This is a genomic window from Streptomyces sp. PA03-1a (genome assembly GCF_033792805.1).
In the GTDB taxonomy this organism is placed as follows: domain Bacteria; phylum Actinomycetota; class Actinomycetes; order Streptomycetales; family Streptomycetaceae; genus Actinacidiphila.
This window is the reverse complement of the sequence record NZ_JARAVO010000087.1, coordinates 1-23,216: the sequence shown is the minus strand read 5'-3', so window position 1 is coordinate 23,216 and position 23,216 is coordinate 1. Positions and strand designations below refer to the sequence as shown.

Below are 23,216 nucleotides of genomic sequence, written 5' to 3'. Positions count from 1 at the left end.
TCAGACGCTCGCGCCGGAACCCGCCGGAACGGAGTCCGTGGCCTCCGTCCACAGGTCCTGCTCGGCGCGGTCCGCCTGGATCTGGCGGTACACGAGGAGACCGCCGATGGCGGCCAGTGCGACCAGGAGAAACTTCTTCACCGCGCGACCTCGTCCTTCTTGCGTTGAGGGTCTTCCGACGGGCCCGACTATACACACCGGTCGATATCGAACGGTGACCTGCCACCGGAACCAACTGCGCGGACGCGGACAAGGAAACGGCCCGTACGGATGATCCGTACGGGCCGTTCACGCGGTGGGGCTAACAGGACTTGAACCTGTGGCCTCTTCCTTATCAGGGAAGCGCTCTAACCGTCTGAGCTATAGCCCCGCGCTGCGTTGAAAGATTAGCGCACCCGGGGCCGTGGCCCAAAATCGGTTACTCGTCCTCCGCCAGAGTCAGCTCGATCCCGCCCACCATGCCGGCCGACATGTTGTAGATGAAGGCGCCGAGCGTCGCCAGCGCCGTGGCCAGCACGACGTCGATGACCGCGATGACCGCCGTGAAGGTCAGCACGCGCGACAGCGACAGGAACGACACCAGGTCGAACCCGCCGTCCGAGCCGGAGGACGTCGCCTCGCTGAGCGTGCCGCCGACCGTGGTGAAGACGCCGATGGCGTCCATCACCATCCACAGCACCGCGACCGCGATGACCGTGCAGATGCCCAGCGCGATGGAGAGCAGGAAGCTGACCTTCATCACCGACCACGGGTCGGCCTTCGCCACCCGCAGCCGCGCCTTGCGCGTGCGCGGGACCGTACGGGCCGCAGGACGCGGCTGGCGGACGCCCGCGGTCGCGGGGGGCCCGGCCGGGGGCGCGTACGCCTGGGGCGGCTGGTGCGGGTCCTGGGTCAGCTGCGGCGCCTGCTGCGGCTGCTCGGCGACCGGGCCGGCGGGGCCACCGCCGTAGGTCTGCTGGTGCACAGCGTGCTGGTGCTGCGCTGGACGGGTGTCGGTCACGGTGATTCCCCCCTGGTGCGGGCCGTTGTCCGTACGTGGGCCAGGGGCACCGCCGATCGCGTCCGGAACGGCTGCCGGCATCGGCTGCCCTCCGTCCGCGCCCGTCCCACCCGCGGCGCCCTCGGCTCCACTCACGGCTTTCTACTCCTCCGACTCGGCGGCCAGGGGCTGCTCGCCCTCGGCCTCTTCGGCGGCGACGACCTCTTCGGCCTCCGCCCCCGCCTCGGCATTGCGGGCGACGCCCACGACTGCATCCTTTTTACCGAGGTTGATCAGTTGGACGCCCATGGTGTCACGCCCGGTTTCCCTGATCTCGTTGACACGGGTGCGGATCACACCGCCGCCGAGGGTGATGGCGAGGATCTCGTCGGTCTCCTCCACCACCAGCGCCCCGACCAGGGAACCCCGGTCCTCGACGATCTTGGCCGCCTTGATGCCGAGTCCGCCGCGCCCCTGGACCCGGTACTCGTCCACACTGGTGCGCTTGGCGTACCCGCCATCGGTGGCGGTGAAGACGAACGTACCCGGTCGCACGACATTCATCGAGAGCAGTTCGTCCCCTTCGCGGAAGCTCATGCCCTTCACGCCCGAGGTCGCACGGCCCATCGGCCGCAGCGACTCGTCCGTCGCGGTGAACCGGATGGACTGCGCCTTGCGGCTGACCAGCAGCAGGTCGTCGTCCGGGCCGACCAGCTCGGCGCCGATCAGCAGGTCCTCGCTGCCGTCCTCGGTCTCCCGCAGGTTGATCGCGATGACACCGCCCGAGCGGGGGGAGTCGTAGTCCTTCAGCGAGGTCTTCTTCACCAGGCCCGACCGGGTGGCGAGCACCAGGTAGGGCGCCGCGTTGTAGTCGCGGATGGCCAGCACCTGGGCGATCTGCTCGTCGGGCTGGAAGGCCAGCAGGTTCGCCACGTGCTGCCCGCGGGCGTCGCGCCCGGCGTCCGGCAGCTCGTACGCCTTGGCGCGGTAGACCCGGCCCTTGTTGGTGAAGAACAGCAGCCAGTGGTGGGTGGTGGTGACGAAGAAGTGGTCGACGATGTCGTCTTCCCGCAGCTTCGTGCCGCGCACGCCCTTGCCACCGCGCTTCTGCGAGCGGTAGTCGTCCGTCTTGGTGCGCTTGACGTAGCCGCCACGGGTGATCGTGACGACGATGTCCTCCTCTGCGATCAGGTCCTCGATGGACATGTCACCGTCGAAGGGGACCAGGGCCGAGCGCCGGTCGTCGCCGAACTTCTCGACGATCGCCGTCAGCTCCGTGCTGATGATGCCGCGCTGCAGCTCGGGCGAGGCCAGGATGCGGTTGTACTCGTTGATCTTCGCCTGGAGCTCGTCGTGCTCCTGGACGATCTTCTGCCGCTCCAGGGCCGCCAGGCGGCGCAGCTGCATCTCCAGGATCGCGTTGGCCTGGATCTCGTCGATCTCCAGCAGGCCCATCAGGCCTTCACGCGCCACGTCCACGGTCGCGCTGCGCCGGATCAGTGCGATGACCTCGTCGATCGCGTCCAGGGCCTTCAGCAGACCGCGCAGGATGTGGGCGCGCTCCTCGGCCTTGCGCAGCCGGAACCGCGTCCGGCGGACGATGACCTCGATCTGGTGGGTCACCCACTGCTTGATGAACTGGTCCAGCGAGAGCGTGCGCGGTACGCCGTCCACCAGCGCCAGCATGTTGGCGCCGAAGTTCGTCTGCAGGTCGGTGTGCTTGTAGAGGTTGTTCAGCACCACCTTGGCGACGGCGTCGCGCTTGAGCACGATCACCAGGCGCTGTCCGGTGCGCGAGGAGGTCTCGTCGCGGACGTCGGCGATGCCGCCGACCCGGCCGTCCTTCACCAGGTCGGCGATCTTCTGCGCCAGGTTGTCCGGGTTGACCTGGTACGGCAGCTCGGTGACGACCAGGCACTGCCGGCCCTGGATCTCCTCGACCTCGACGACCGCGCGCATCGTGATGGAGCCGCGGCCCGTGCGGTACGCCTCCTCGATGCCCTTGCGGCCCACCACCAGGGCGCCGGTCGGGAAGTCGGGGCCCTTGATGCGCTCGATGAGGGCCTCGAGCAGCTCCTCGTTGGACGCCTCCGGGTTGGCCAGGTACCACTGGGCGCCCTCGGCGACCTCGCGCAGGTTGTGCGGCGGGATGTTGGTCGCCATGCCGACCGCGATGCCGGCGGAGCCGTTGATCAGCAGGTTGGGGAAGCGCGACGGCAGGACCGTCGGCTCCTGGTTGCGGCCGTCGTAGTTGTCCTGGAAGTCGACGGTGTCCTCGTCGATGTCCCGGACCATCTCCATGGACAGCGGCGCCATCTTGCACTCGGTGTACCGCATGGCGGCGGCCGGGTCGTTGCCCGGGGAACCGAAGTTGCCGTTGCTGTCGACCAGCGGCATGCGCATCGACCACGGCTGGGCCAGGCGCACCAGCGCGTCGTAGATCGAGGAGTCGCCGTGCGGGTGGTAGGTACCCATGACGTCGCCGACGACACGGGCGCACTTGTAGAAGCCGCGCTCCGGGCGGTAGCCGCCGTCGTACATCGCGTACAGCACGCGCCGGTGGACGGGCTTGAGGCCGTCCCGGACGTCGGGCAGCGCGCGGGACACGATGACGGACATCGCGTAGTCGAGGTAACTGCGCTGCATCTCCGTCTCGAGGCCCACGGCCTCGATCCGCGTCGTGGTGTCCGCCTCGGCGTCCTGCGGGGTGCCGGGCGTGACAGGGGTGTTCTCGTCGGCCATTGCTGGTCAAAGTCCTTTCGGGCGGCGGCTGATGGGGGCCGACTCAGATGTCGAGGAAGCGGACATCCTTGGCGTTGCGCTGGATGAAGGAGCGCCGGGCCTCGACGTCCTCGCCCATCAGCACCGAGAACAGGTCGTCGGCGAGGGCCGCGTCGTCCAGGGTGACCTGGCCGAGCACACGGTGGTCGACGTCCATCGTGGTGACCCGCAGTTCCTCGGCGTTCATCTCGCCGAGGCCCTTGAAGCGCTGGATCGAGTCCTCGCGCACGCGCTTGCCGTTCTGGCGGCCCAGCTCGATCAGGGCGTCGCGCTCGGGGTCGGAGTACGCGTACTCGAAGTCGTCCCGGCCCCACTTGATCTTGTAGAGCGGGGGACGGGAGAGGTACACGTGGCCCGCCTCGACCAGCGGCCGCATGAAGCGGAAGAGGAAGGTCAGCAGCAGGGTGTTGATGTGCTGGCCGTCCACGTCGGCGTCCGCCATCAGGATGATCTTGTGATAACGCAGCTTCGAGATGTCGAAGTCCTCGTGCACACCGGTGCCGAAGGCCGAGATCAGCGCCTGGATCTCGGTGTTCTGCAGGATCTTGTCGATCCGCGCCTTCTCCACGTTCAGGATCTTGCCGCGGATCGGGAGGATCGCCTGGTACTGCGGGTTGCGGCCGGACTTGGCGGAGCCGCCGGCGGAGTCACCCTCGACGATGAAGATCTCGCACTTGGCGGGGTCGTTGGACTGGCAGTCGCTCAGCTTGCCCGGCAGCGACGCCGTCTCCAGCAGGCCCTTGCGACGCGTCAGGTCGCGCGCCTTGCGGGCCGCCACGCGGGCGGTGGCCGCCTGGATGGACTTGCGGATGATGTCCGAGGCCTCGTTGGGGTTGCGGTCCAGCCAGTCCGTCAGGTGCTCGTGCACGACCTTCTGGACGAAGGTCTTCGCCTCGGTGTTGCCGAGCTTGGTCTTCGTCTGGCCCTCGAACTGCGGCTCGCCCAGCTTGACCGAGATGATCGCGGTCAGACCCTCGCGGATGTCCTCACCGGTGAGGTTGTCGTCCTTCTCGCGGAGCAGCTTCTTCTCGCGCGCGTACTTGTTGACCAGCGTGGTCAGCGCGGCGCGGAAGCCCTCCTCGTGGGTGCCGCCCTCGTGGGTGTGGATGGTGTTGGCGAAGCTGTAGACACCCTCGCTGTACTGGGTGTTCCACTGCATCGCGACCTCGACGGAGAGCAGCCGCTCCTTGTCCTCCGCGTCGATGTCGATCACCGACGGGTGGACCGGCTCGCCCTTGCGCGAGTTCAGGTACTTCACGAAGTCGACGATGCCGCCCTCGTAGTGGTATGCGACCGAACGCGGCTGGCCCTCGTTCTCCACGTCCGCGTGCTCGGGACGCTCGTCGGTCAGCGAGATGGTCAGGCCCTTGTTGAGGAAGGCCATCTCCTGGAAGCGCCGCGACAGCGTCTCGAAGGAGTACTCGGTGGTCTCGAAGATGTCACCGTCGGCCCAGAAGGTCACGGTGGTGCCGGTCTCCGCGACCGGCTCGTTCTTCTGCAGCGGGGCGGTGGGCACACCGAGCTTGTAGTCCTGGGTCCAGCGGAAGCCCTCACGCTTGACCTCGACCGCGACCTTGTTCGACAGCGCGTTCACGACCGAGACGCCGACGCCGTGCAGACCGCCGGAGACGGCGTAGCCGCCGCCGCCGAACTTGCCGCCCGCGTGCAGCACCGTGAGCACGACCTCGACGGCGGGCTTTCCCTCGGACGGGACGATGTCCACCGGGATGCCGCGGCCGTTGTCGACCACGCGCACGCCGCCGTCGGGGAGGATCGTGACGTTGATGGTGTCCGCGTGACCGGCCAGTGCCTCGTCGACGGAGTTGTCGACGACCTCGTACACCAGGTGGTGCAGGCCGCGCTCGCCCGTCGAGCCGATGTACATGCCCGGGCGCTTGCGAACCGCGTCCAGGCCCTCAAGGACGGTGATCGCGCTGGCGTCGTACGCCCCGCCGGAGGCGGGCGCGGCGGAGCCGTCAGCTGCGGACGTATTGATCTCGTTGGGGTTGCCGGAATCGGCCACGAAGCGCCCTTTCTGGCACAGCATGAGCGGGGTCCCGCGGCGCGGAACCGGCTGCATCACTCGACATCGTTCGACTGGTCCCGCTGGGGTCCCCCGGTGCCGGAGGCCAGGGGCGGGCGGTACTGCTACCAGTCTACCGGTAGCGCCGACATAGATGGGGCTTTGGCGGTACCTGAGTTCCCGTGTACCCGACGGAAGTACCTCCAGCCGACTCCCCACACGCGGACCGGGTCCCAAAACGGCTCACGCGGGCGCACAGGGCTTCGACCCGATTACGCACAGCAGGTTCCCGGCCTATCCGTACGTATCGCCTGGCCCACGGCTCCCGGGAGCACGCAGACGGCCGTACGAACGCACCGGTCCTCCCGGCCCCAGGACCTTGATCAACTTCACGGTGCCGTGCCCGAGATCGGCGTTCAGCCTGGCCACGAGCGTCGGGGCGAGCAGCCGCAGCTGGGTCGCCCAGGCCGTGGAGTCGCACTGCACCGTGAGGACCCGTTCCTCCTCGTCGTACCGCTGCGGCTGGCAGTGCAGGGCCACGTCGTCGCCCACCAGTTCCGGCCAGCGGCCCATCACGCCGCCCACCGCCGCGGGGGCCTCCCAGCCGCGCTCGGTGATCAGCCGGCTGATCGCGGCGCCCAGGGGCAGCGGGTCCCGCCCGTCCGCCCGCGCACCACTGCGCAGGCCTCCGCGCCGGGCCTGCTTCTTCTGCTGGGCGGCCGCGCCCCTCGCGCGGGCCTGCTCCTTGGCGGCGCGCAGCGCGACCCTGGCCAGGTCGACGCCGGACACCGGCTTGTCCTGGACGCCCGGCTCCTGCCCCGGCTGCTGCGGTGGCTGCTGGTCCGTCATGCCCGCTCCACGCCGCCGTCCTCCACCGCGTACCGGGCGCCGACCAGCACGTCCGGTACGTCGTCGTCCACCGCCGCCGTCACCAGCACCTGCTCACCGGGGGCCACCAGCTCCGCCAGCCGGGTGCGGCGCCGGGCGTCGAGCTCGGCGAAGACGTCGTCGAGCACCAGCACCGGTTCGCCGCCGTCGGCGCGCAGCAGGTCGTACGAGGCCAGGCGCAGCGCCAGCGCGTACGACCAGGACTCGCCGTGGCTCGCGTACCCCTTGGCGGGGAGCTGTCCCAGCTTGAGGGAGAGGTCGTCCCGGTGCGGACCGACCAGGGTCACCCCGCGCTCGATCTCCTGCTTTCGGGCCTCGCCCAGGGCCTCCAGCAGCAGTCCGTACAGCTGCTCGCGGCCCGACGCCCCGGCGATCCGTTCGCCGATCGAACTGCGGTACTCCAGGACGACGGGGCCCCCGCCCGGTGCCAGCTGCTCGTACGCCTTGTCCGCCAGCGGCTGCAGGGCCTGGGTGAGGTCCAGGCGCTGGGCCAGCAGCTCGGCGCCGGCCCTGGCCAGGTGCTGGTCCCAGATGTCGAGCGTGGACAGGTCGGCCCCGCGGCCGCCGTGGCGGCGGGCCATGGCGGCCGACTTCAGCAGGGTGTTGCGCTGCTTGAGGACCCGCTCGTAGTCGCTGCGGACGCCCGCCAGCCGGGGCGCCCGGGCGGTGAGCAGCTCGTCGAGGAAGCGCCGGCGCTCCCCGGGGTCGCCCTTGACCAGGGCCAGGTCCTCGGGGGCGAAGAGCACCGTCCTGACTATCCCCAGCAGGTCGCGCGGGCGGACCTGGGAGGAGCGGTTGAGCCGGGCCCGGTTGGAGCGGCCCGGATTGATCTCCAGCTCGATCAGCTGTTGCCGCTCGCCCTGCACCACGGACGCCCGCACGATCGCCCGGTCCGCGCCCATCCGCACCAGCGGGGCGTCGCTCGCGACCCGGTGACTGCCGAGGGTCGCCAGGTAACCGACCGCCTCGACCAGGTTGGTCTTGCCCTGGCCGTTGGGGCCGACGAAGGCGGTGACGCCCGGGTCGAGCGGGACCTCGACCCGGGCGTAGGAACGGAAGTCGGCGAGCGACAGATGCGCGACGTGCATGGCTGCGCGCCGCCTCCTTCCCGTGGGTGTGACTAGTGCTTCTCGACGGCGTGGCCGCCGAACTGGTTGCGCAGCGCGGCGATCATCTTCATCTGCGGGGAGTCGTCCTGGCGGGACGCGAAGCGGGCGAAGAGCGACGCGGTGATCGCGGGCAGCGGCACGGCGTTGTCGATGGCCGCCTCGACGGTCCAGCGGCCCTCGCCGGAGTCCTCGGCGTACCCCTTGAGCTTGGCGAGGTGCTCGTCCTCGTCGAGGGCGTTGACGGCCAAATCCAGCAGCCAGGAGCGGATGACGGTGCCCTCCTGCCAGGAGCGGAACACCTCGCGCACGTCGGTGACCGAGTGGACCTTCTCCAGCAGCTCCCAGCCCTCGGCGTAGGCCTGCATCATGGCGTACTCGATGCCGTTGTGGACCATCTTGGCAAAGTGGCCGGCGCCCACCTTGCCGGCGTGGACGGAACCGAAGTTCCCCACCGGCTTGAGGGCGTTGAATACCGGCTGCACCCTCTCGACGTGCTCGGGCTCGCCGCCGTACATCAGCGCGTAGCCGTTCTCCAGGCCCCAGACGCCGCCGGAGACACCGCAGTCGACGAAGCCGATGCCCTTGGCGGCCAGCTCCTCGGCGTGCTTCTCGTCGTCCGTCCAGCGGGAGTTGCCGCCGTCGACGACCACGTCACCGGGGGAGAGCAGGTCGCCGAGCTCGTCGATCGTCGCCTGGGTCGCGGCGCCGGCCGGCACCATCACCCACACCACCCGCGGGGCCGCGAGCTTGTCCACAAGTTCCTGCAGGCTGTGGACATCGGCGAGATCCGGGTTGCGGTCGTAGCCGACGACAGTGTGACCGGCCTGGCGGATGCGCGTGCGCATGTTCCCGCCCATCTTGCCGAGACCGATGAGACCGAGCTCCATCGTTGATCCTTCGTTCGAAGCCTGCCTGACCTACGTCGAGCCTACGTCGGTACCTGCAGGGCGACGCGACCGGACAGGCCTCGCGTCAGCCTGACAGCCGGACCGGCATGATCAGGTACTTGTACGCGTCGTCGGCCTCGGCGTCGACCGCCGGACGGCCGCTGAGCAGCGCGGGCTTGGTCGACGTGGTGAACGACAGCTGCGCCACCGGCGAATCGATCGCGCTCAGGCCGTCCAGCAGGAAGGTCGGGTTGAAGGCGATCGAGATGTCGTCGCCCTCCAGCTTGGCGTCCACACGCTCCACAGCCTGTGCGTCGTCGCTGGAACCCGCCTCCAGGGTCAGCACGCCCTGCTCGAAGCTCAGCCGGACCGGAGTGTTGCGCTCGGCCACCAGGGCCACGCGCTTGACGGCCTCGACGAACGGAGCGGTCTCGATCACCGCGACGGAGTTGAACTCGGTCGGGAAGAGCGTCCGGTACTTCGGCAGGTCGCCCTCGAGCAGGCGGGTGGTGGTGCGGCGGCCCGCGCCCTCGAAGCCGATCAGACCCTCGCCCGCGCCGGAGCCGGCCAGGGCGATGGCGACCGAGTCGCCGTTGGTGAGGGACTTGGCGGTGTCCAGCAGCGTCTTGGCGGGCACCAGGGCGACCGCGGAGATGTCCGGGGTCTCCGGCTTCCACAGGAACTCGCGGACCGCGAAGCGGTAGCGGTCGGTGGCGGCCAGGGTGACCGTGTCGCCCTCGATCTCGATCCGCACACCGGTGAGCACCGGCAGGGTGTCGTCACGGCCGGCGGCGATCGCGACCTGGGCGGCGGCCGCGGCGAAGACCTCGCCGGGGACGGTGCCGGAGGCGGTCGGCATCGCGGGCAGCGCCGGGTACTCCTCCACAGGCAGGGTGTGGAGTGTGAATCGCGAGCTGCCGCAGACGACGCTCACGCGCACGCCGTCGGTGGCGATCTCCACAGGCCTGTTGGGGAGCGCCCGCGAGATGTCGGCGAGCAGCCGGCCGGAGACCAGGACGGTGCCGTCCTCCTCGACGTCCGCCTCCACGGAGACGCGGGCCGAGACCTCGTAGTCGAAGCCGGACAGGCTCAGCTGGCCTTCCTCGGCCTTCAGCAGCAGGCCCGCCAGGACCGGCACCGGGGGACGGGCCGGGAGACTGCGGGCCGCCCAGGCCACTGCCTCCGCGAGTACATCGCGCTCCACCCGGATCTTCACCGGAACCGCCTCCTGCTGTTGCTGGCTGTCTGTGGCCGACTGTCTCTTGGCCCTGCTGGCCCTCTTGCCGGAGAACAGTCTGACAGCCGCCACGGACATGCGGTGCGGGTTGCGGTCAAGCCGGAGGGCGGGGAGGCGGACGGCCCGCGGCTCGGTTGTGCACAGGCCCCACTTCGAAGCAGGTTCCCCGGTAACTATCCCTGGTCGTAGTAATAGGGGGTGTGGATACCGTGGATAAGTGGTCCCGGTGCAGGTCAGGCCCTGTTTTTTATCCACCGCGCCTGTGGGTGGAGCCCGTGGACAACCCGGCCGATCTGTGGACGCCCGGAAGTTGTGCACACGCGATTCACAGGGAGGCTCCGGTTCTCCCCAGCGCTGTCCCCAGGAATACCCAGGTTCTCCCCAGCCCAACCCACCACGTTGGTGTGATGCGGTTCACTCCGATCGGTGAGCGGGTGTGTTCCGTTGCCGAACAGTGGACAGGACTGTGGAGAAGTGGCCCCTGACTGGGGACAACGAGCCCCTGCCTGTGGGCGGCCGGTGGACAACCGGGAGGGCGGCCTTGTGGGCGGCCGGAGCGTCCACAGTCTGTGGATCAGGGTTGCCCACAAATCCACACGGCCTCCAGCAGCCCGAATGAGTATCCCGCGGCCGTGCCTGTGGACACGTTCGGGACAACCCGGGCATCCCCAGGCTGTGGACGGGGGAAAACCGCCCCCGCCTGTGGAGAGACGTTCCTGTCCCCAAGACACGGCCGGCGCAATCGAACAACGAGAAGCGCCCCGGGAGTTGGCCCGGGGCGCTGTGGAGGTCTCGGTGGACGCCGAGGGCGCTGCGCTCAGCTCTTGATGCGGTTGGTGAGCTCGGTGACCTGGTTGTAGATCGACCGCCGCTCGGCCATCAGGGAGCGGATCTTGCGGTCCGCGTGCATGACGGTCGTGTGGTCGCGGCCGCCGAACAGGGCGCCGATCTTGGGCAGCGACAGGTCCGTGAGCTCACGGCACAGGTACATGGCGATCTGCCGGGCCGTGACGAGCACCCGGCTGCGGGAGGAGCCCGAGAGGTCCTCCACGTCCAGACCGAAGTACGAGGCGGTCTCCGCCATGATCGCCTGCCCGCTGATCTCGGGGACGGAGTCCTCCCCGCCCGGGATCAGGTCCTTCAGCACGATCTCGGTGAGCTGGAGGTCCACCGGCTGCCGGTTGAGGCTGGCGAAGGCCGTCACGCGGATCAGCGCGCCCTCCAGCTCGCGGATGTTCCGCGAGATCCGGGAGGCGATGAACTCCAGCACCTCCGGCGGGGCGTTGAGCTGCTCCTGCACGGCCTTCTTGCGGAGGATCGCGATCCGGGTCTCCAGCTCGGGCGGCTGGACGTCGGTGATCAGGCCCCACTCGAAGCGGTTGCGCAGCCGGTCCTCCAGGGTCACCAGCTGCTTGGGCGGCCGATCCGAGGAGAGCACGATCTGCTTGTTGGCGTTGTGCAGGGTGTTGAAGGTGTGGAAGAACTCCTCCTGCGTCGACTCCTTGCTCGCCAGGAACTGGATGTCGTCGACGAGCAGGATGTCCATGTCGCGGTAGCGCTTGCGGAACGCGTCCGCCTTGCCGTCGCGGATGGAGTTGATGAACTCGTTGGTGAACTCCTCGGAGCTCACGTAGCGCACCCGTGTCCCCGGGTAGAGGCTGCGGGCGTAGTGCCCGATCGCGTGCAGCAGGTGCGTCTTGCCGAGGCCGGACTCCCCGTAGATGAACAGCGGGTTGTACGCCTTGGCCGGTGCCTCCGCGACGGCGACCGCCGCGGCGTGCGCGAAGCGGTTGGAGGCGCCGATGACGAAGGTGTCGAAGAGGTACTTGGGGTTCAGCCGCGCCGTGGGCTCGGCCGGGCCCACGGAACCACCCGAACCGCTCGCCCCCGTCCCGGCGCCCGTGGCGGAACCGGCACCACTGCCGCCACCGGTGCGCGGCGTCGGCATGGTGGGCATGGCCGGCCGCTGCGGCGGCACCGGCTCCGGACGCCCCTGAGGCTGGTGGGGCGGGGGGATCTCGTAGCGGGAGGCGGGCGGCCGGTACGGCTCGCGCTCCTGGTAGTCGCCGAAGTGCTGTTGCTGCCAGCGGTCCTCGGGCTCGTGGGGCGGCCAGCCGCCGGCACCGCCGGTGGACCCGACCGCGTGGTCGGGGTAGGCCGGGCGCATCCGCGGGACCTCGCCGTAGCCGTGCGGCTGCTCGCCGTACCGGGCGGGCTCCGCCCCGTACACGGGGGGCTGCTGCTGGCCCTGGGACTGTGGTTCGGGGGCGACCGGGGCCGGCGGCGCGGGGGCCGCCTCCGGTTCGCCGCCCGAGGCCACGGCGATGGCGATGCCCACGGGGTGCCCGAACTCACGGCTGAGGACATCGGTGATCAGCGGGAGGAGCCGTCCCTCCAGCACGCTCTTGGCGAACTCGTTGGGGGCGGACAGCACCGCCGTGCCCGCGACGAGCGCCAGCGGCTGCGTCCGCTGCAGCCACTCCGCGTCCTTCGGCTTGAGGTCGTCGCTTTCGGCGAGCAATTTCTGCAGGACCCTGGGCCACACTGAGGCAAGATCGGCAGTTACGTCAGCCACAGTGCACGCTCTCTCGTCGGTCGCTGGTTGGTGCCGATGGGTCCCACGAAGGTGTGGTTCTTGGGACGGACGGGAATGTTTCGGGGTTCGGCCACGGTAGTCAGCGCGGGCTACCTGGTTCAAGTCGTTGTCCACAGGGTGTGCAAAACCACGTCCGGATGGCGGTGCCGACGGCCCGCGCCCCGGCGGGTTTGACCTGATGCCGCGGCCCCGCGTACCGTAACCAGGTCGAGTTGTCGATGGCTGCTGCCGCCTGCCTACCGATGGGCGAGGATCACCAAGGTGATCGTCAAGCGGTGCACACCTGAATGTTCCGCGAGCTTCTCGTGGGCGCACGGTGACAGCCAGGCGACGCCCCGCCACCACCCGATTCATCCTGGAGCCCCCGAGTGAGCAAGCGCACCTTCCAGCCGAACAACCGTCGTCGCGCCAAGACCCACGGCTTCCGGCTGCGTATGCGTACGCGTGCCGGCCGCGCCATCCTCGCGACCCGCCGCAGCAAGGGCCGCGCCCGTCTGTCCGCCTGATCGCACCGAAGCGCGAGGTGTGAGTCGTGCTGCCCACCGGTAATCGGCTGAGGCGGCGCCAGGACTTCGCGACGGCGGTACGTCGAGGACGCCGGGCCGGACGGCCGCTCCTGGTCGTCCACCTGCGCACCGACAGTGACACAAGGGACCCGCACGCGGCGGGGGGGAGTGCTTCCCCGGCGCGTGCGGGTTTCGTCGTGAGCAAGGCCGTCGGTGACGCCGTGACCCGGAACCTGGTCAAGCGTCGGCTTCGTCACCTCGTCCGCGAACGTCTGTCCGTGCTGCCCCCCGGTAGCCTGGTAGTCGTACGAGCGCTGCCCGGTGCGGGTGACGCAGACCATTCACAGCTGGCCCGAGACCTGGATGCCGCCCTCGGGAGGCTCCTGGGGGTGGCGCTATGAAGTACCCGTTGCTGGCCTTGATCAAGATTTACCAGTGGACCATCAGCCCGTTGCTCGGTCCGGTCTGCAAGTACTACCCCTCGTGCTCCCACTACGGGTATACGGCGATCGATCGGCACGGCGCGATCAAGGGCACTGCCCTGACCGCGTGGCGGATCCTGCGTTGCAACCCGTGGTCGCTCGGCGGTGTGGACCATGTCCCCCCGCGCAAGCGACCGCCGTGGCACGCTCGCCTGCGCGAAGCCCTCCGGGGTGACGCACCAGGCGGGTCCGTTACTCCCGAGCCCGTCGAGACGCCTCATGCCCAAGGAGCCTGACCGTGGGGATCTTGAACCCCCTCTACGCCGCCGTTTCGTGGATCATTGTCCAGTTCCACTCGCTGTACGGCCTTGTCTTTGACAAGGACGGCGGCCTGGCCTGGGGTCTGTCGATCGTCTCTCTGGTGGTCCTGATCCGGATCTGCCTGATCCCGCTCTTCGTGAAGCAGATCAAGTCGACCCGGAACATGCAGGCGCTCCAGCCCAAGATGAAGGCGATCCAGGAGCGCTACAAGAACGACAAGCAGCGCCAGTCCGAAGAGATGATGAAGCTGTACAAGGAGACGGGCACCAACCCGCTCTCCTCGTGCCTTCCGATCCTGGCGCAGTCCCCCTTCTTCTTCTCGCTGTACCACGTGCTGAGCTACATCGCGCAGGGCAAGCAGGTCGGCGTGATGAGCCAGGACCTGGTCAACAGCGCCCAGAAGGCCCACATCTTCGGCGCCCCGCTCGCCGCGAAGTTCACCGACAGCGCTGACAAGCTCGCCACGCTGGGCGCCTCGGTCACCGACGTCCGCGTGGTCACCGTCGTCATGATCATCCTGATGTCGGCCTCGCAGTTCTACACGCAGCGCCAGCTGATGACGAAGAACGTCGACATGACGGTGAAGACGCCGTTCATGCAGCAGCAGAAGATGCTGATGTACGTCTTCCCGATCATGTTCGCCGTCTTCGGCATCAACTTCCCCGTCGGTGTCCTCATCTACTGGCTGACCACCAACGTGTGGACCATGGGGCAGCAGATGTTCGTCATCCGCCGGAACCCGACCCCCGGCAGCCTCGCCTTCCAGCAGCGCCAGGAGCGCCTGAAGGCCAAGGGCAAGCTGAAGGACGAGCCCGCCGCCGGCAAGGAGCCGCAGGACGCGGCGCCGGTGAAGCGCAGCCAGCCCAAGCGCCAGACCAAGTCCCAGCGCCAGACGGGCGGTCCCGCGCAGCCGGGTGCTGCTGCCGGCGGCACCAAGCCGAAGCCCAAGCCGGGCGGCGGAACGACCGCGGGCACCAAGCCCAAGCCGAGCAGCGGCGCGGACAAGCCGAACCTGTCGAAGAAGAAGTAGTAGAGGAGTCCTGCCGTGACGGACGGCAACACCACCGACGCGCTCACCCGCCTCGAGCAGGAGGGCGAGATCGCGGCCGACTACCTCGAGGGGCTGCTGGACATCGCCGACCTCGACGGTGACATCGACATGGACGTCGAAGGGGACCGCGCTTCGGTCTCCATCGTCGGCGACCCGTCGAGCCGTGACCTCAACAAGCTCGTCGGCCGGGACGGTGAGGTGCTGGAGGCGCTCCAGGAGCTGACCCGGCTCGCGGTCCACCGGGAGACCGGCGACCGCAGCCGGCTGATGCTGGACATCGCCGGTTTCCGGGCGCAGAAGCGGGCCGAGCTGACCGAGCTGGGCGAGAAGGCGGCCGAGGAGGTCAAGGGCTCCGGCCAGCCGGTCAAGCTGAAGCCGATGACGCCCTTCGAGCGCAAGGTCGTGCACGACGCCGTGGCCGCCGCGGGGCTGCGCAGCGAGTCCGAGGGCGAGGAGCCCGAGCGCCGGGTGGTCGTCCTTCCGGCCTCCTGAACCTCCCCCGGTCTCAGCGGTACTCACTCGGCCCCGTCTGTTCGCAGGCGGGGCCGAATCTTGTCAGCCTGGAGAAGGCCCGTAACAACGGAAGGACGGTTCTCGTGACGGAGGCAGCGGCGGAGCTTCCCCCGGCGCCGGAGGCGGCACGTGAGGTGTTCGGGGAGCGCTTCGCGGACGCGGTGCGGTACGCGGAACTGCTGGCCGACGCGGGGGTGCGTCGAGGGCTGATCGGTCCGCGGGAGGTGCCCCGGCTGTGGGAACGCCATCTGCTGAACTGCGCGGTGCTCGCCGAGGTGATCCCCCAGGGCGTCTCGGTGTGCGACGTGGGCTCGGGGGCGGGACTGCCGGGCATTCCACTGGCACTGACCCGGCCGGACCTCAGCATCACCCTGCTGGAGCCGCTGCTGCGCAGGACCACCTTCCTCGAGGAGGCCGTGCGGCTGCTGGGGCTGTCCAACGTCGTGGTGGTGCGTGGACGGGCCGAGGAGATGGTGGGCAAGGTGCCTCCGGTGGACGTGGTGACCGCGCGCGCCGTGGCCCCCCTGGACCGGCTCGCCGGCTGGGGGCTTCCCCTGCTCCGTCCGCACGGGGAGATGACCGTCCTCAAGGGCGACACGGCCGAGGAGGAGCTGAAGGCGGCGCGTGCCGCGCTGAGCCGTCTCGGTGCCGTGGAGACCTCCGTGGTCCAGGTCGGCGAGGGGATCGTGGATCCGCTGTCGACCGTGGTGCGGGTGCTCGCGGGGGAGAGCCCCGGCGGTGTCCGTGCGGCGACCCGGAGGGCCAAGGCGGCCCGGGAGAGCCGACGGCGCCAGCGCTGATCGCGGCCGGGGTCGTGTGCTCCATACAAACGGCCATACGTACATGATCCGGAGTGTCGTGTAGGAAACGGTCGCCGCGCTGCGCATCGTGTTTCACGTGAAACGGCGCTCTCTGCTTCCAGGAATCCTCGGCCGCGCCCGTGCCGCGGCCGAATCGCTCTCTCATCGAGCCGTCGAGATGACCCATTCAGCGACCCAACCGGTGGATTCATCCACAGGAGAACGGCCCTCACTGGTTCGTGACCCCGAAAGCATGGCAGGCTCTGTTCATTGCGAGCTTGTAGTCGAGGAGAGTGAATCCTTGCGGTCCGACGCCAACATCGCGGGACCGATGGCCGATCCGGTCCCCGGTCCCCGTACCGAGTCGTTCGGGGATGATGTTTCACGTGAAACACCGCCCCCGATGGACGACACCCCCATCGGCCGTGCAGCCCAACTGGCCGTGGAGGCGCTGGGGCGGGCCGGTGAAGGACTCCCCCGCCCACCCCAGACCCGAGTGGTCGTGGTCGCCAACCAGAAGGGCGGGGTCGGCAAGACCACCACCACGGTCAACATGGCCGCCTCCCTGGCCCTGCACGGGGCCCGGGTGCTGGTCGTCGACCTCGACCCCCAGGGCAACGCATCCACCGCCCTCGGGATCGACCACCACTCCGAAGTCCCCTCCATCTACGACGTCCTGGTCGAGAGCAAGCCGCTCTCCGACGTCGTCCAGCCGGTGCCGGACGTGGAGGGCCTGTTCTGTGCCCCCGCCACCATCGACCTGGCCGGGGCCGAGATCGAGCTGGTCTCGCTGGTGGCCCGGGAGAGCCGGCTGCAGCGGGCCATCGAGTCCTACGAGCAGCCGCTGGACTACATCCTCATCGACTGCCCGCCCTCGCTCGGTCTGCTGACCGTCAACGCCATGGTGGCCGGTGCCGAGGTCCTCATCCCCATCCAGTGCGAGTACTACGCCCTGGAAGGACTGGGCCAGCTGCTCCGCAACGTGGAACTGGTCCGGGGCCACCTCAACCCGAAGCTCCACGTCTCCACCATCCTGTTGACCATGTACGACGGCCGGACCCGGCTCGCCTCGCAGGTCGCCGAAGAAGTGCGCACCCACTTCGGCAAGGAGGTGCTGAGCACGAGCATCCCGCGCTCGGTCCGCATCTCGGAGGCCCCCAGCTACGGCCAGACGGTGCTGACCTACGATCCAGGTTCGAGCGGAGCGCTGTCGTACCTCGAGGCGGCACGCGAGATGGCCCTGCGCGGGCTGGGACGCACCCAAGAAGTCAATGAGCAGAACACGTCGGAGGGGATCCAGTGAGTGAGCGACGCAGAGGACTCGGCCGTGGTCTCGGCGCGCTGATTCCCGCCGCACCGAACGGTGCGGACGCGGCGGCCGCGACCGCGGTGGCGACGGCGGCGAACGCCGCCCCGGTCCTGGCGCCGGAACGAGGGGTCGCCGTCGCCAAGGTGGCGGCCCTGGTGGAACAGCAGGGCCGTGAGGGCACCGCTGCGATCCCGGTTTCACGTGAAACCCCGGAAGCCATCGCGGCCCAGGAGCCGCCGATGGTGGCAGGGGCGTACTTCGCCGAGCTGCCGCTGGACGCGATCATCCCCAACCCGCGTCAGCCGCGTGAGGTCTTCGACGAGGACGCGCTGGCCGAGCTGGTCACCTCCATCAAGGAGGTCGGCCTCCTGCAGCCGGTCGTCGTCCGTCAGGTCGGACCGGAGCGCTACGAGCTCATCATGGGTGAGCGTCGCTGGCGGGCCAGCCGTGAGGCGGGCCTGGAAGCCATCCCGGCGATCGTGCGGGCCACCGAGGACGAGAAGCTTCTCCTGGACGCGCTGCTGGAGAACCTGCACCGTGCCCAGCTGAACCCGCTGGAGGAGGCGGCCGCCTACGACCAGCTCCTCAAGGACTTCGCCTGCACGCACGAGCAGCTCGCCGACCGCATCGGCCGCTCCCGCTCCCAGGTCTCCAACACCCTGCGCCTGCTGAAGCTCTCCGCGCCCGTACAGCGCCGTGTGGCGGCCGGTGTGCTCTCCGCCGGGCACGCACGGTCCCTGCTCGCCCTGGAGGACGTGGAGGACCAGGACCGGCTCGCCAGCCGGATCGTGGCCGAGGGGCTCTCGGTGCGCGCGGTCGAGGAGATCGTGCATGTGATGAACTCCGAGTCCCAGCCGACGAGGAAGGCCCCGTCCCCCCGGGCCGGCAAGCGGATGTCCCCCGCGCTGACCGATCTCGCCCTGCGGCTCTCCGACCGCTTCGAGACCCGGGTGAAGGTGGACCTCGGGCAGAAGCGCGGAAAGATCGTCGTGGAGTTCGCCTCGATAGAGGACCTGGAGCGCATCCTCGGCTCGATGGCCCCGGGTGAGGGCGAGGTCCTCGAGCGGTCGCTCACCGAGGAGACCGACGAGGAGGAGTGATCCTCTCCCCGTCATGTGACGGGCCGCAACTTCTGGGCGGGTCGCATCCCGAGAGGGATGTGGCCCGCTTTTTGCTGTGCCGTTCGCGTTGCTCCGGTGTCGGACTTGTCCGCTCACGGATACGATGCGTACGGGATGGAGCACTACCTCCGAGGAGGGGCTCATGCGATCGGTGCGGCGCGTCGGAGTCGAGCACGATTGGCAGAAAGCCGCCCTCCTCGCAGCGGGGCTTGGGCTGGGCGCCGTGGGTGGCTTCGTCGGCAGTTGGGTCCACGACAGAAACGAGGGTCAGACCTCATGGGGCGTCGGCTCGTTCCGCTCACGCTGGACAACCTCCCGGATCTCCCCAACCGCTGCCGCGCGTGCGTCTTCTGGGAACTCGATCCGGTAAGCGGTGAGGCCGCCGTCCAGGCCGGCAAGCCCGAACTGGAGAAGGAAGCCTGGATCTCCGCGGTGCTTCTGGAGTGGGGTTCCTGCGGCCGTGTCGTCTACGTGGACGAGGTGCCGGCCGGCTTCGTGCTCTACGCCCCGCCGGCCTACGTGCCGCGCTCGACGGCCTTCCCCACGAGTCCCGTCTCCCCCGACGCGGTCCAGCTGATGACCGCCCGCATCCTCCCGGGCTTCCAGGGACAGGGACTGGGCCGGGTCCTGGTGCAGTCGGTGGCCAAGGACCTTGTGCGACGGGGCTTCCGGGCGATCGAAGCCTTCGGTGACGCGCGCTGGGAGGAGCCCGCGTGCGTGCTCCCGGCCGAGCACCTGCTGGCGGTCGGGTTCAAGACGGTGCGGCCGCACCCGCGGTTCCCCCGGCTGAGGCTGGAACTGCGGACGACGATCTCCTGGAAGGAGGACGTCGAGATGGCGATCGACCGGTTGCTCGGCGCCGTGCAGAAGGAACCGGCGCTGCGGCCCCTGTGACGGACGAAGGGCCCGCCCCTCACGGGGGCGGGCCCTTTCGTGTCCGTCTGCGGTGCTCAGCCGATGAAGTCGGACAGGTCGCGCTCGATGGCGGCCTTCGGCTTGGCGCCGACGATGGTCTTCACGACCTCACCGCCCTTGTAGACGTTGAGGGTCGGGATCGACATGACGCCGTACTTGGCGGCGGTGACCGGGTTCTCGTCGATGTTCAGCTTGACGATGGTGATCTGGTCGCCGTGCTCCGCGGCGATCGCCTCCAGGGAGGGGGCGATCTGGCGGCACGGACCGCACCACTCGGCCCAGAAGTCGACGAGCACGGGCTTGTCGCTGGACAGGACCTCCTCGTCGAAGGTCGCATCGGTCACGGTCTTGGTGTTGCCGGCCACGGCTGTCTCCTCGGTGTGTAGGAAGGGTGGTTGTTCGTGCGGTGCGGTCAGACGACCGCGGCGACGGTCTGCTCGGGCTCGCGGGTGTGCTCGCTGCCCGCGTCGCTCAGAGCGGCGAGGTAGCGCTCGGCGTCCAGGGCGGCGGAGCAACCGGTGCCCGCGGCGGTGATCGCCTGGCGGTAGGTGTGGTCCACGACGTCGCCGGCGGCGAAGACACCCGGGATCTTCGTACGGGTGCTGGGGGACTCGACCTTGAGGTAGCCCTCCTCGTCCAGGTCGAGGATGCCCTTGAACAGCTCGGTCCGCGGGTCGTGGCCGATCGCGATGAAGAGTCCGGTGACCGGCAGCTCGGAGGTCTCGCCGGACTTGGTGTTCCGCAGGACCAGGCCCGAGAGCTTGCCGTCGCCGTTGATCTCGGCGACCTCGTTGTCCCAGACGAACGAGATCTTCGGGTCGGCGAAGGCACGCTCCTGCATGGCCTTGGAGGCGCGGAGGGTGTCCCGGCGGTGGACGACCTTCACGCTCTTGGCGAAGCGCGACAGGAAGGTCGCCTCCTCCAGGGCGGTGTCGCCGCCGCCGATGACGGCGATCTCGTGGTCCTTGAAGAAGAAGCCGTCACAGGTGGCGCACCACGAGACGCCGCGACCGGAGAGCTGGTCCTCGTTGGGCAGGCCCAGCTTGCGGTGCTGGGAACCGGTGGCGATGATGACGGCCTTCGCCCGGTGGACGGTGCCCGCGGAGTCGGTGACGGTCTTGATGTCGCCCGCGAGGTCGACCTCGACGATGTCGTCCGGGATCAGCTCGGCACCGAACCGCTCGGCCTGGGCCCGCATGTTCTCCATGAGGTCGGGGCCCATGATGCCGTCGCGGAAGCCGGGGAAGTTCTCCACATCGGTCGTGGTCATCAGAGCACCGCCGGCCGTGACCGCCCCTTCGAAGACCAGGGGCTTGAGGGAGGCGCGGGCGGTGTAGAGCGCGGCTGTGTATCCCGCCGGACCGGAACCGATGATGATCACGTTTCGGACGTCGCTCACGGGTGCTTCCTCGTCTCTGCTGTGCCGACTCGCCGGGTGCCTCGGCGACGGGACCATTGTCATCCCGCCTAACGGATCCTACGGTCCGGGCATTCCCATCGGCGCGGCGCTAGCGAGGGTATGTCTCCTCACGGAGGAGGGTGCCCGTGTCGGGGGGCTGCGCGGTGGCGCACGAGGCGTCCACGACGTAGGCGTCGACCAGTGCGGGGTCGCCCTCGTGCGGCATCACGACCAGGTAGGAGTCCATGCCCTCGTACCTGCCCCGCTGGAAGGCGATCGGGGCCTCCCGGCGGTCGACGGCCCCCAGGACGCAGGACGGCGCGGCGCTGTCCATGCCGACCATGGGGGACTGCCCCTGGGGCTTGCTCTCCGGGCCCTTGCTCGTGCGGTCTGTCAGCAGATCGTGTACCTGCACGCCGAGTATGTCGGCGTCAGCCTTGGCACCCGCATCGGAGGCCGACGACGACTGGCTGTCGGAGCTTCCCCCGGCGTTCCAGCCGGACTGGGCGAGGACGGTCCCGAGACCGAGCACGGCGGCCACGGAAGCGGTGATGAGGATCCCCTTCCCCCAGCGGCGACGGGACCGGGTGCCCGGGCGGCCGGGCCCGCTGGGACCGGTGCCGCGGCCGGTGGGCCTTCCGTCTGCCGGGGCCGATGTTTCACGTGAAACACGGGACGGCTCCGTGGTCTCTGTTTCACGTGAAACATCGGCCCCGCCCGCGGCGAGCAGTGCCTCGGCGGCGAGTGCGGCGTCGATCCGGCCCGCGATGTCGGCCGGCATCCGGGGCGGGCCGGGGAGGGTGCCCAGCAGCCCCCGGATCTCGTCCAGCGAGGCGTGGACGTCGGCGCAGAGCGCACAGCCGTCGATGTGCCCGCGGACGTCGGCCGAGCGCTCGGGCGGGAGGATGCCCTCGGTGAGCGCGGAGATCTCGGCGACCTCGGGGTGCTCGTCCGTACCCGTCGTCGACGTCATGGGTGTCCACCTCCGCCCTTCGTGAAGCCGTGGCCCGGCCGGGCCTCCGTCTCTGGGACGGATGCGTTCTCCGTCCGGTTCCTTCCCCCTGGGTGATCGCCGCTACTCCCCGGCGCCTCCCGTAGATGGGAGAGGAGCGGCAGCAGTCGTGCCCTGCCGCGGGCGCATCTGCTCTTGACCGTCCCCGTCGGCACGTCCAGGACGGCGGCGGCCTCGGCCACGGGGTAGCCCTGCATGTCGACCAGGACCAGGGCGGCCCGCTGCTCCACGGGGAGCGTCCCGAGCGCCCGCAGCAGTTCCCGGTGGAGCTCGCCCCGCTCGGCGGGGGCCGCGGCGGACTCATGGGGTTCGAGTAGTTCCTCGAACTGCTTCTCGTCCGTGACCGGAGCGGTGCGGCGTGAGGCGGCCTTGCGTGCCCGGTCCAGGCACGCGTTCACGGTGATGCGGTGCAGCCAGGTCGTGACGGCCGACTGCCCGCGGAAGGTGTGGGCGGAGCGGAAGGCCGAGACGAGCGCGTCCTGCACGGCGTCCGCGGCTTCCTCGCGGTCCCCCAGGGTCCGCAGCGCCACCGCCCACAGCCGGTCGCGGTGCCGGCGGACGAGTTCCCCGAAGGCGTTCGGGTCCCCCGCGACATGACGGGCGAGGAGGTCGCTGTCGCTGACCTCCCCGCCCGTTCCTTGCGTGCCCACCGTCCCCCTCCCCGCGGGGCTATTGCCCCTCGAACCTCACGTCGGTGATGGCCTGCTTGTACCCCGACCCGCTGAAGTTGTCCGCCGGAGAGTTGGGCATGGCCGTCAGCCAGACGAGAACGTACCGCGTCTCCACGGGTTGCTTCGTCGTGAGCTTGGCGGAACGACCGGAGGTCTTGACCGTGGCGATCTTCTTCATGCCCGAGAGGTCGGCCGACGAGGACAACGAGTCCGCTGCGTACAGCTCGACCGTGGTGTGGTCTCCGCCGTAGTAGAGGCCTATCGTCGCCGTGCTCAGCTTCTTCACGGCACCGAGGTCGTAGACGATGCCGACCCCCTTCTTGTAGGGGGCGAGCACCGGGCCCTTCTGGAAACTCCTGCTGCGCCAGTAGCTCCCGGCGTCCTGGTCGTAGGTGAGCTTCACCTGGTCGGTGTGCTGCGGCGTGCCGTCCGGGTAGTACTCGGCGGCGTCCTGGACCGGCAGCGGCTTCAGCGTCACTTGGTTCGCGCCGCCGTTGTCGCTGCCGCCGTCGCCGCCCGTGTTGTGGGAGGTGGAGGTCCCTCCGGACCTCGCCTGGTTCTCGCGGTCCATCAGGGTCTCCGCGAGCTGCCAGCTGCCGAGGCCGAGGGCGACGATGAGGAGGGCCGAGACGGACCACTTGAGGGCCTTGCCGGTGCGGCCGGGCAGGGCCGGGGG

At 69.4% G+C, this 23,216-nt stretch carries 21 protein-coding genes, 1 tRNA gene and 2 pseudogenes; 9 read left to right on the top strand and 15 right to left on the bottom strand.

The features are described from left to right. The 10 genes and pseudogenes from PV341_RS20765 to dnaA all read right to left on the bottom strand — a co-directional run bounded on the left by PV341_RS20765 (position 1) and on the right by dnaA (position 12,479). Entirely contained in the window at positions 1-141 is a 141-nt protein-coding gene (locus PV341_RS20765) for a DLW-39 family protein (RefSeq protein WP_018559211.1), read from the bottom strand. Between the two features lie 155 nt (positions 142-296). Then, positions 297-370 (bottom strand) — tRNA-Ile (locus tag PV341_RS20760). A 48-nt stretch (positions 371-418) separates the two neighbouring features. Beyond that, positions 419-1,135 carry a DUF3566 domain-containing protein gene (locus PV341_RS20755; RefSeq protein WP_500332043.1) on the bottom strand — a complete coding sequence of 239 codons (717 nt, stop codon included), beginning with the start codon at positions 1,133-1,135 and terminating at the stop codon, positions 419-421. A 6-nt stretch (positions 1,136-1,141) separates the two neighbouring features. Further along, complete coding sequence (gyrA, locus tag PV341_RS20750; protein ID WP_500332042.1) at positions 1,142-3,721, bottom strand: DNA gyrase subunit A; 2,580 nt, start codon at positions 3,719-3,721, stop codon at positions 1,142-1,144. A gap of 43 nt (positions 3,722-3,764) precedes the next feature. Continuing rightward, on the bottom strand, positions 3,765-5,807 hold the full coding sequence (gene gyrB / locus PV341_RS20745) for a DNA topoisomerase (ATP-hydrolyzing) subunit B (RefSeq protein ID WP_500358661.1): 2,043 nt from the start codon (positions 5,805-5,807) through the stop codon (positions 3,765-3,767). A 270-nt stretch (positions 5,808-6,077) separates the two neighbouring features. Beyond that, positions 6,078-6,632: a DciA family protein gene (locus PV341_RS20740; RefSeq protein WP_500358660.1), complete on the bottom strand. Its 555-nt coding sequence runs from the start codon at positions 6,630-6,632 to the stop codon at positions 6,078-6,080. Further along, a complete protein-coding gene (gene recF, locus PV341_RS20735) occupies positions 6,629-7,759 on the bottom strand; it encodes a DNA replication/repair protein RecF (RefSeq protein ID WP_500332039.1) in 1,131 nt (376 codons plus the stop codon). Before recF ends, PV341_RS20740 begins: the two co-directional genes overlap by 4 nt. A gap of 32 nt (positions 7,760-7,791) precedes the next feature. Next, positions 7,792-8,673: pseudogene (gene gnd, locus PV341_RS20730) on the bottom strand (phosphogluconate dehydrogenase (NAD(+)-dependent, decarboxylating)); the annotation flags it as partial. A gap of 79 nt (positions 8,674-8,752) precedes the next feature. Next, positions 8,753-9,883 (bottom strand): DNA polymerase III subunit beta, encoded by a 1,131-nt coding sequence (gene dnaN / locus PV341_RS20725; RefSeq protein ID WP_500358659.1) that lies wholly within the window; start codon positions 9,881-9,883, stop codon positions 8,753-8,755. An 838-nt stretch (positions 9,884-10,721) separates the two neighbouring features. Next, entirely contained in the window at positions 10,722-12,479 is a 1,758-nt protein-coding gene (gene dnaA, locus PV341_RS20720) for a chromosomal replication initiator protein DnaA (protein WP_500332037.1), read from the bottom strand. 389 nt (positions 12,480-12,868) lie between these two features. Between dnaA and rpmH the strand changes: the two genes are divergently transcribed. The 9 genes from rpmH (at position 12,869) to PV341_RS20675 (ending at position 19,437) form a co-directional block, all read left to right on the top strand. Continuing rightward, a complete protein-coding gene (gene rpmH / locus PV341_RS20715) occupies positions 12,869-13,006 on the top strand; it encodes a 50S ribosomal protein L34 (RefSeq protein ID WP_003975051.1) in 138 nt (45 codons plus the stop codon). A gap of 26 nt (positions 13,007-13,032) precedes the next feature. Continuing rightward, the gene (rnpA, locus tag PV341_RS20710) at positions 13,033-13,407 is read left to right on the top strand and encodes a ribonuclease P protein component (protein ID WP_500332036.1); all 375 of its coding nucleotides are present in this window, start codon (positions 13,033-13,035) and stop codon (positions 13,405-13,407) included. Beyond that, positions 13,404-13,724 (top strand): membrane protein insertion efficiency factor YidD, encoded by a 321-nt coding sequence (yidD, locus tag PV341_RS20705; protein ID WP_037731476.1) that lies wholly within the window; start codon positions 13,404-13,406, stop codon positions 13,722-13,724. The genes rnpA and yidD overlap by 4 nt, the downstream gene beginning before the upstream one ends. A 2-nt stretch (positions 13,725-13,726) precedes the next feature. Further along, a complete protein-coding gene (gene yidC / locus PV341_RS20700; protein ID WP_500332035.1) occupies positions 13,727-14,779 on the top strand; it encodes a membrane protein insertase YidC in 1,053 nt (350 codons plus the stop codon). A gap of 15 nt (positions 14,780-14,794) precedes the next feature. After that, a complete protein-coding gene (locus PV341_RS20695; protein ID WP_499512890.1) occupies positions 14,795-15,292 on the top strand; it encodes a Jag family protein in 498 nt (165 codons plus the stop codon). Positions 15,293-15,396: 104 nt separating this feature from the next. Next, positions 15,397-16,113 carry a 16S rRNA (guanine(527)-N(7))-methyltransferase RsmG gene (gene rsmG, locus PV341_RS20690; RefSeq protein ID WP_499512891.1) on the top strand — a complete coding sequence of 239 codons (717 nt, stop codon included), beginning with the start codon at positions 15,397-15,399 and terminating at the stop codon, positions 16,111-16,113. 253 nt (positions 16,114-16,366) lie between these two features. Continuing rightward, the gene (locus tag PV341_RS20685) at positions 16,367-17,416 is read left to right on the top strand and encodes a ParA family protein (RefSeq protein WP_500332034.1); all 1,050 of its coding nucleotides are present in this window, start codon (positions 16,367-16,369) and stop codon (positions 17,414-17,416) included. Beyond that, positions 17,413-18,522 (top strand): ParB/RepB/Spo0J family partition protein, encoded by a 1,110-nt coding sequence (locus PV341_RS20680; protein ID WP_499512893.1) that lies wholly within the window; start codon positions 17,413-17,415, stop codon positions 18,520-18,522. Before PV341_RS20685 ends, PV341_RS20680 begins: the two co-directional genes overlap by 4 nt. A gap of 297 nt (positions 18,523-18,819) precedes the next feature. Continuing rightward, positions 18,820-19,437: a GNAT family N-acetyltransferase gene (locus PV341_RS20675; protein WP_499512894.1), complete on the top strand. Its 618-nt coding sequence runs from the start codon at positions 18,820-18,822 to the stop codon at positions 19,435-19,437. Between the two features lie 56 nt (positions 19,438-19,493). Here the strand turns inward: PV341_RS20675 and trxA are convergent, their stop codons facing one another. The 5 genes and pseudogenes from trxA to PV341_RS20650 form a co-directional block, all read right to left on the bottom strand. Continuing rightward, the gene (gene trxA / locus PV341_RS20670; protein WP_431958961.1) at positions 19,494-19,823 is read right to left on the bottom strand and encodes a thioredoxin; all 330 of its coding nucleotides are present in this window, start codon (positions 19,821-19,823) and stop codon (positions 19,494-19,496) included. A 47-nt stretch (positions 19,824-19,870) separates the two neighbouring features. After that, complete coding sequence (gene trxB / locus PV341_RS20665) at positions 19,871-20,857, bottom strand: thioredoxin-disulfide reductase (RefSeq protein WP_500332032.1); 987 nt, start codon at positions 20,855-20,857, stop codon at positions 19,871-19,873. A 109-nt stretch (positions 20,858-20,966) separates the two neighbouring features. Beyond that, entirely contained in the window at positions 20,967-21,830 is an 864-nt protein-coding gene (locus PV341_RS20660) for an RsmA family anti-sigma factor (protein WP_500358657.1), read from the bottom strand. Further along, entirely contained in the window at positions 21,827-22,519 is a 693-nt protein-coding gene (sigM, locus tag PV341_RS20655) for an RNA polymerase sigma factor SigM (protein WP_500358655.1), read from the bottom strand. The genes PV341_RS20660 and sigM overlap by 4 nt, the downstream gene beginning before the upstream one ends. Positions 22,520-22,538: 19 nt before the next feature. Beyond that, positions 22,539-23,216: pseudogene (locus PV341_RS20650) on the bottom strand (serine/threonine protein kinase); the annotation flags it as partial.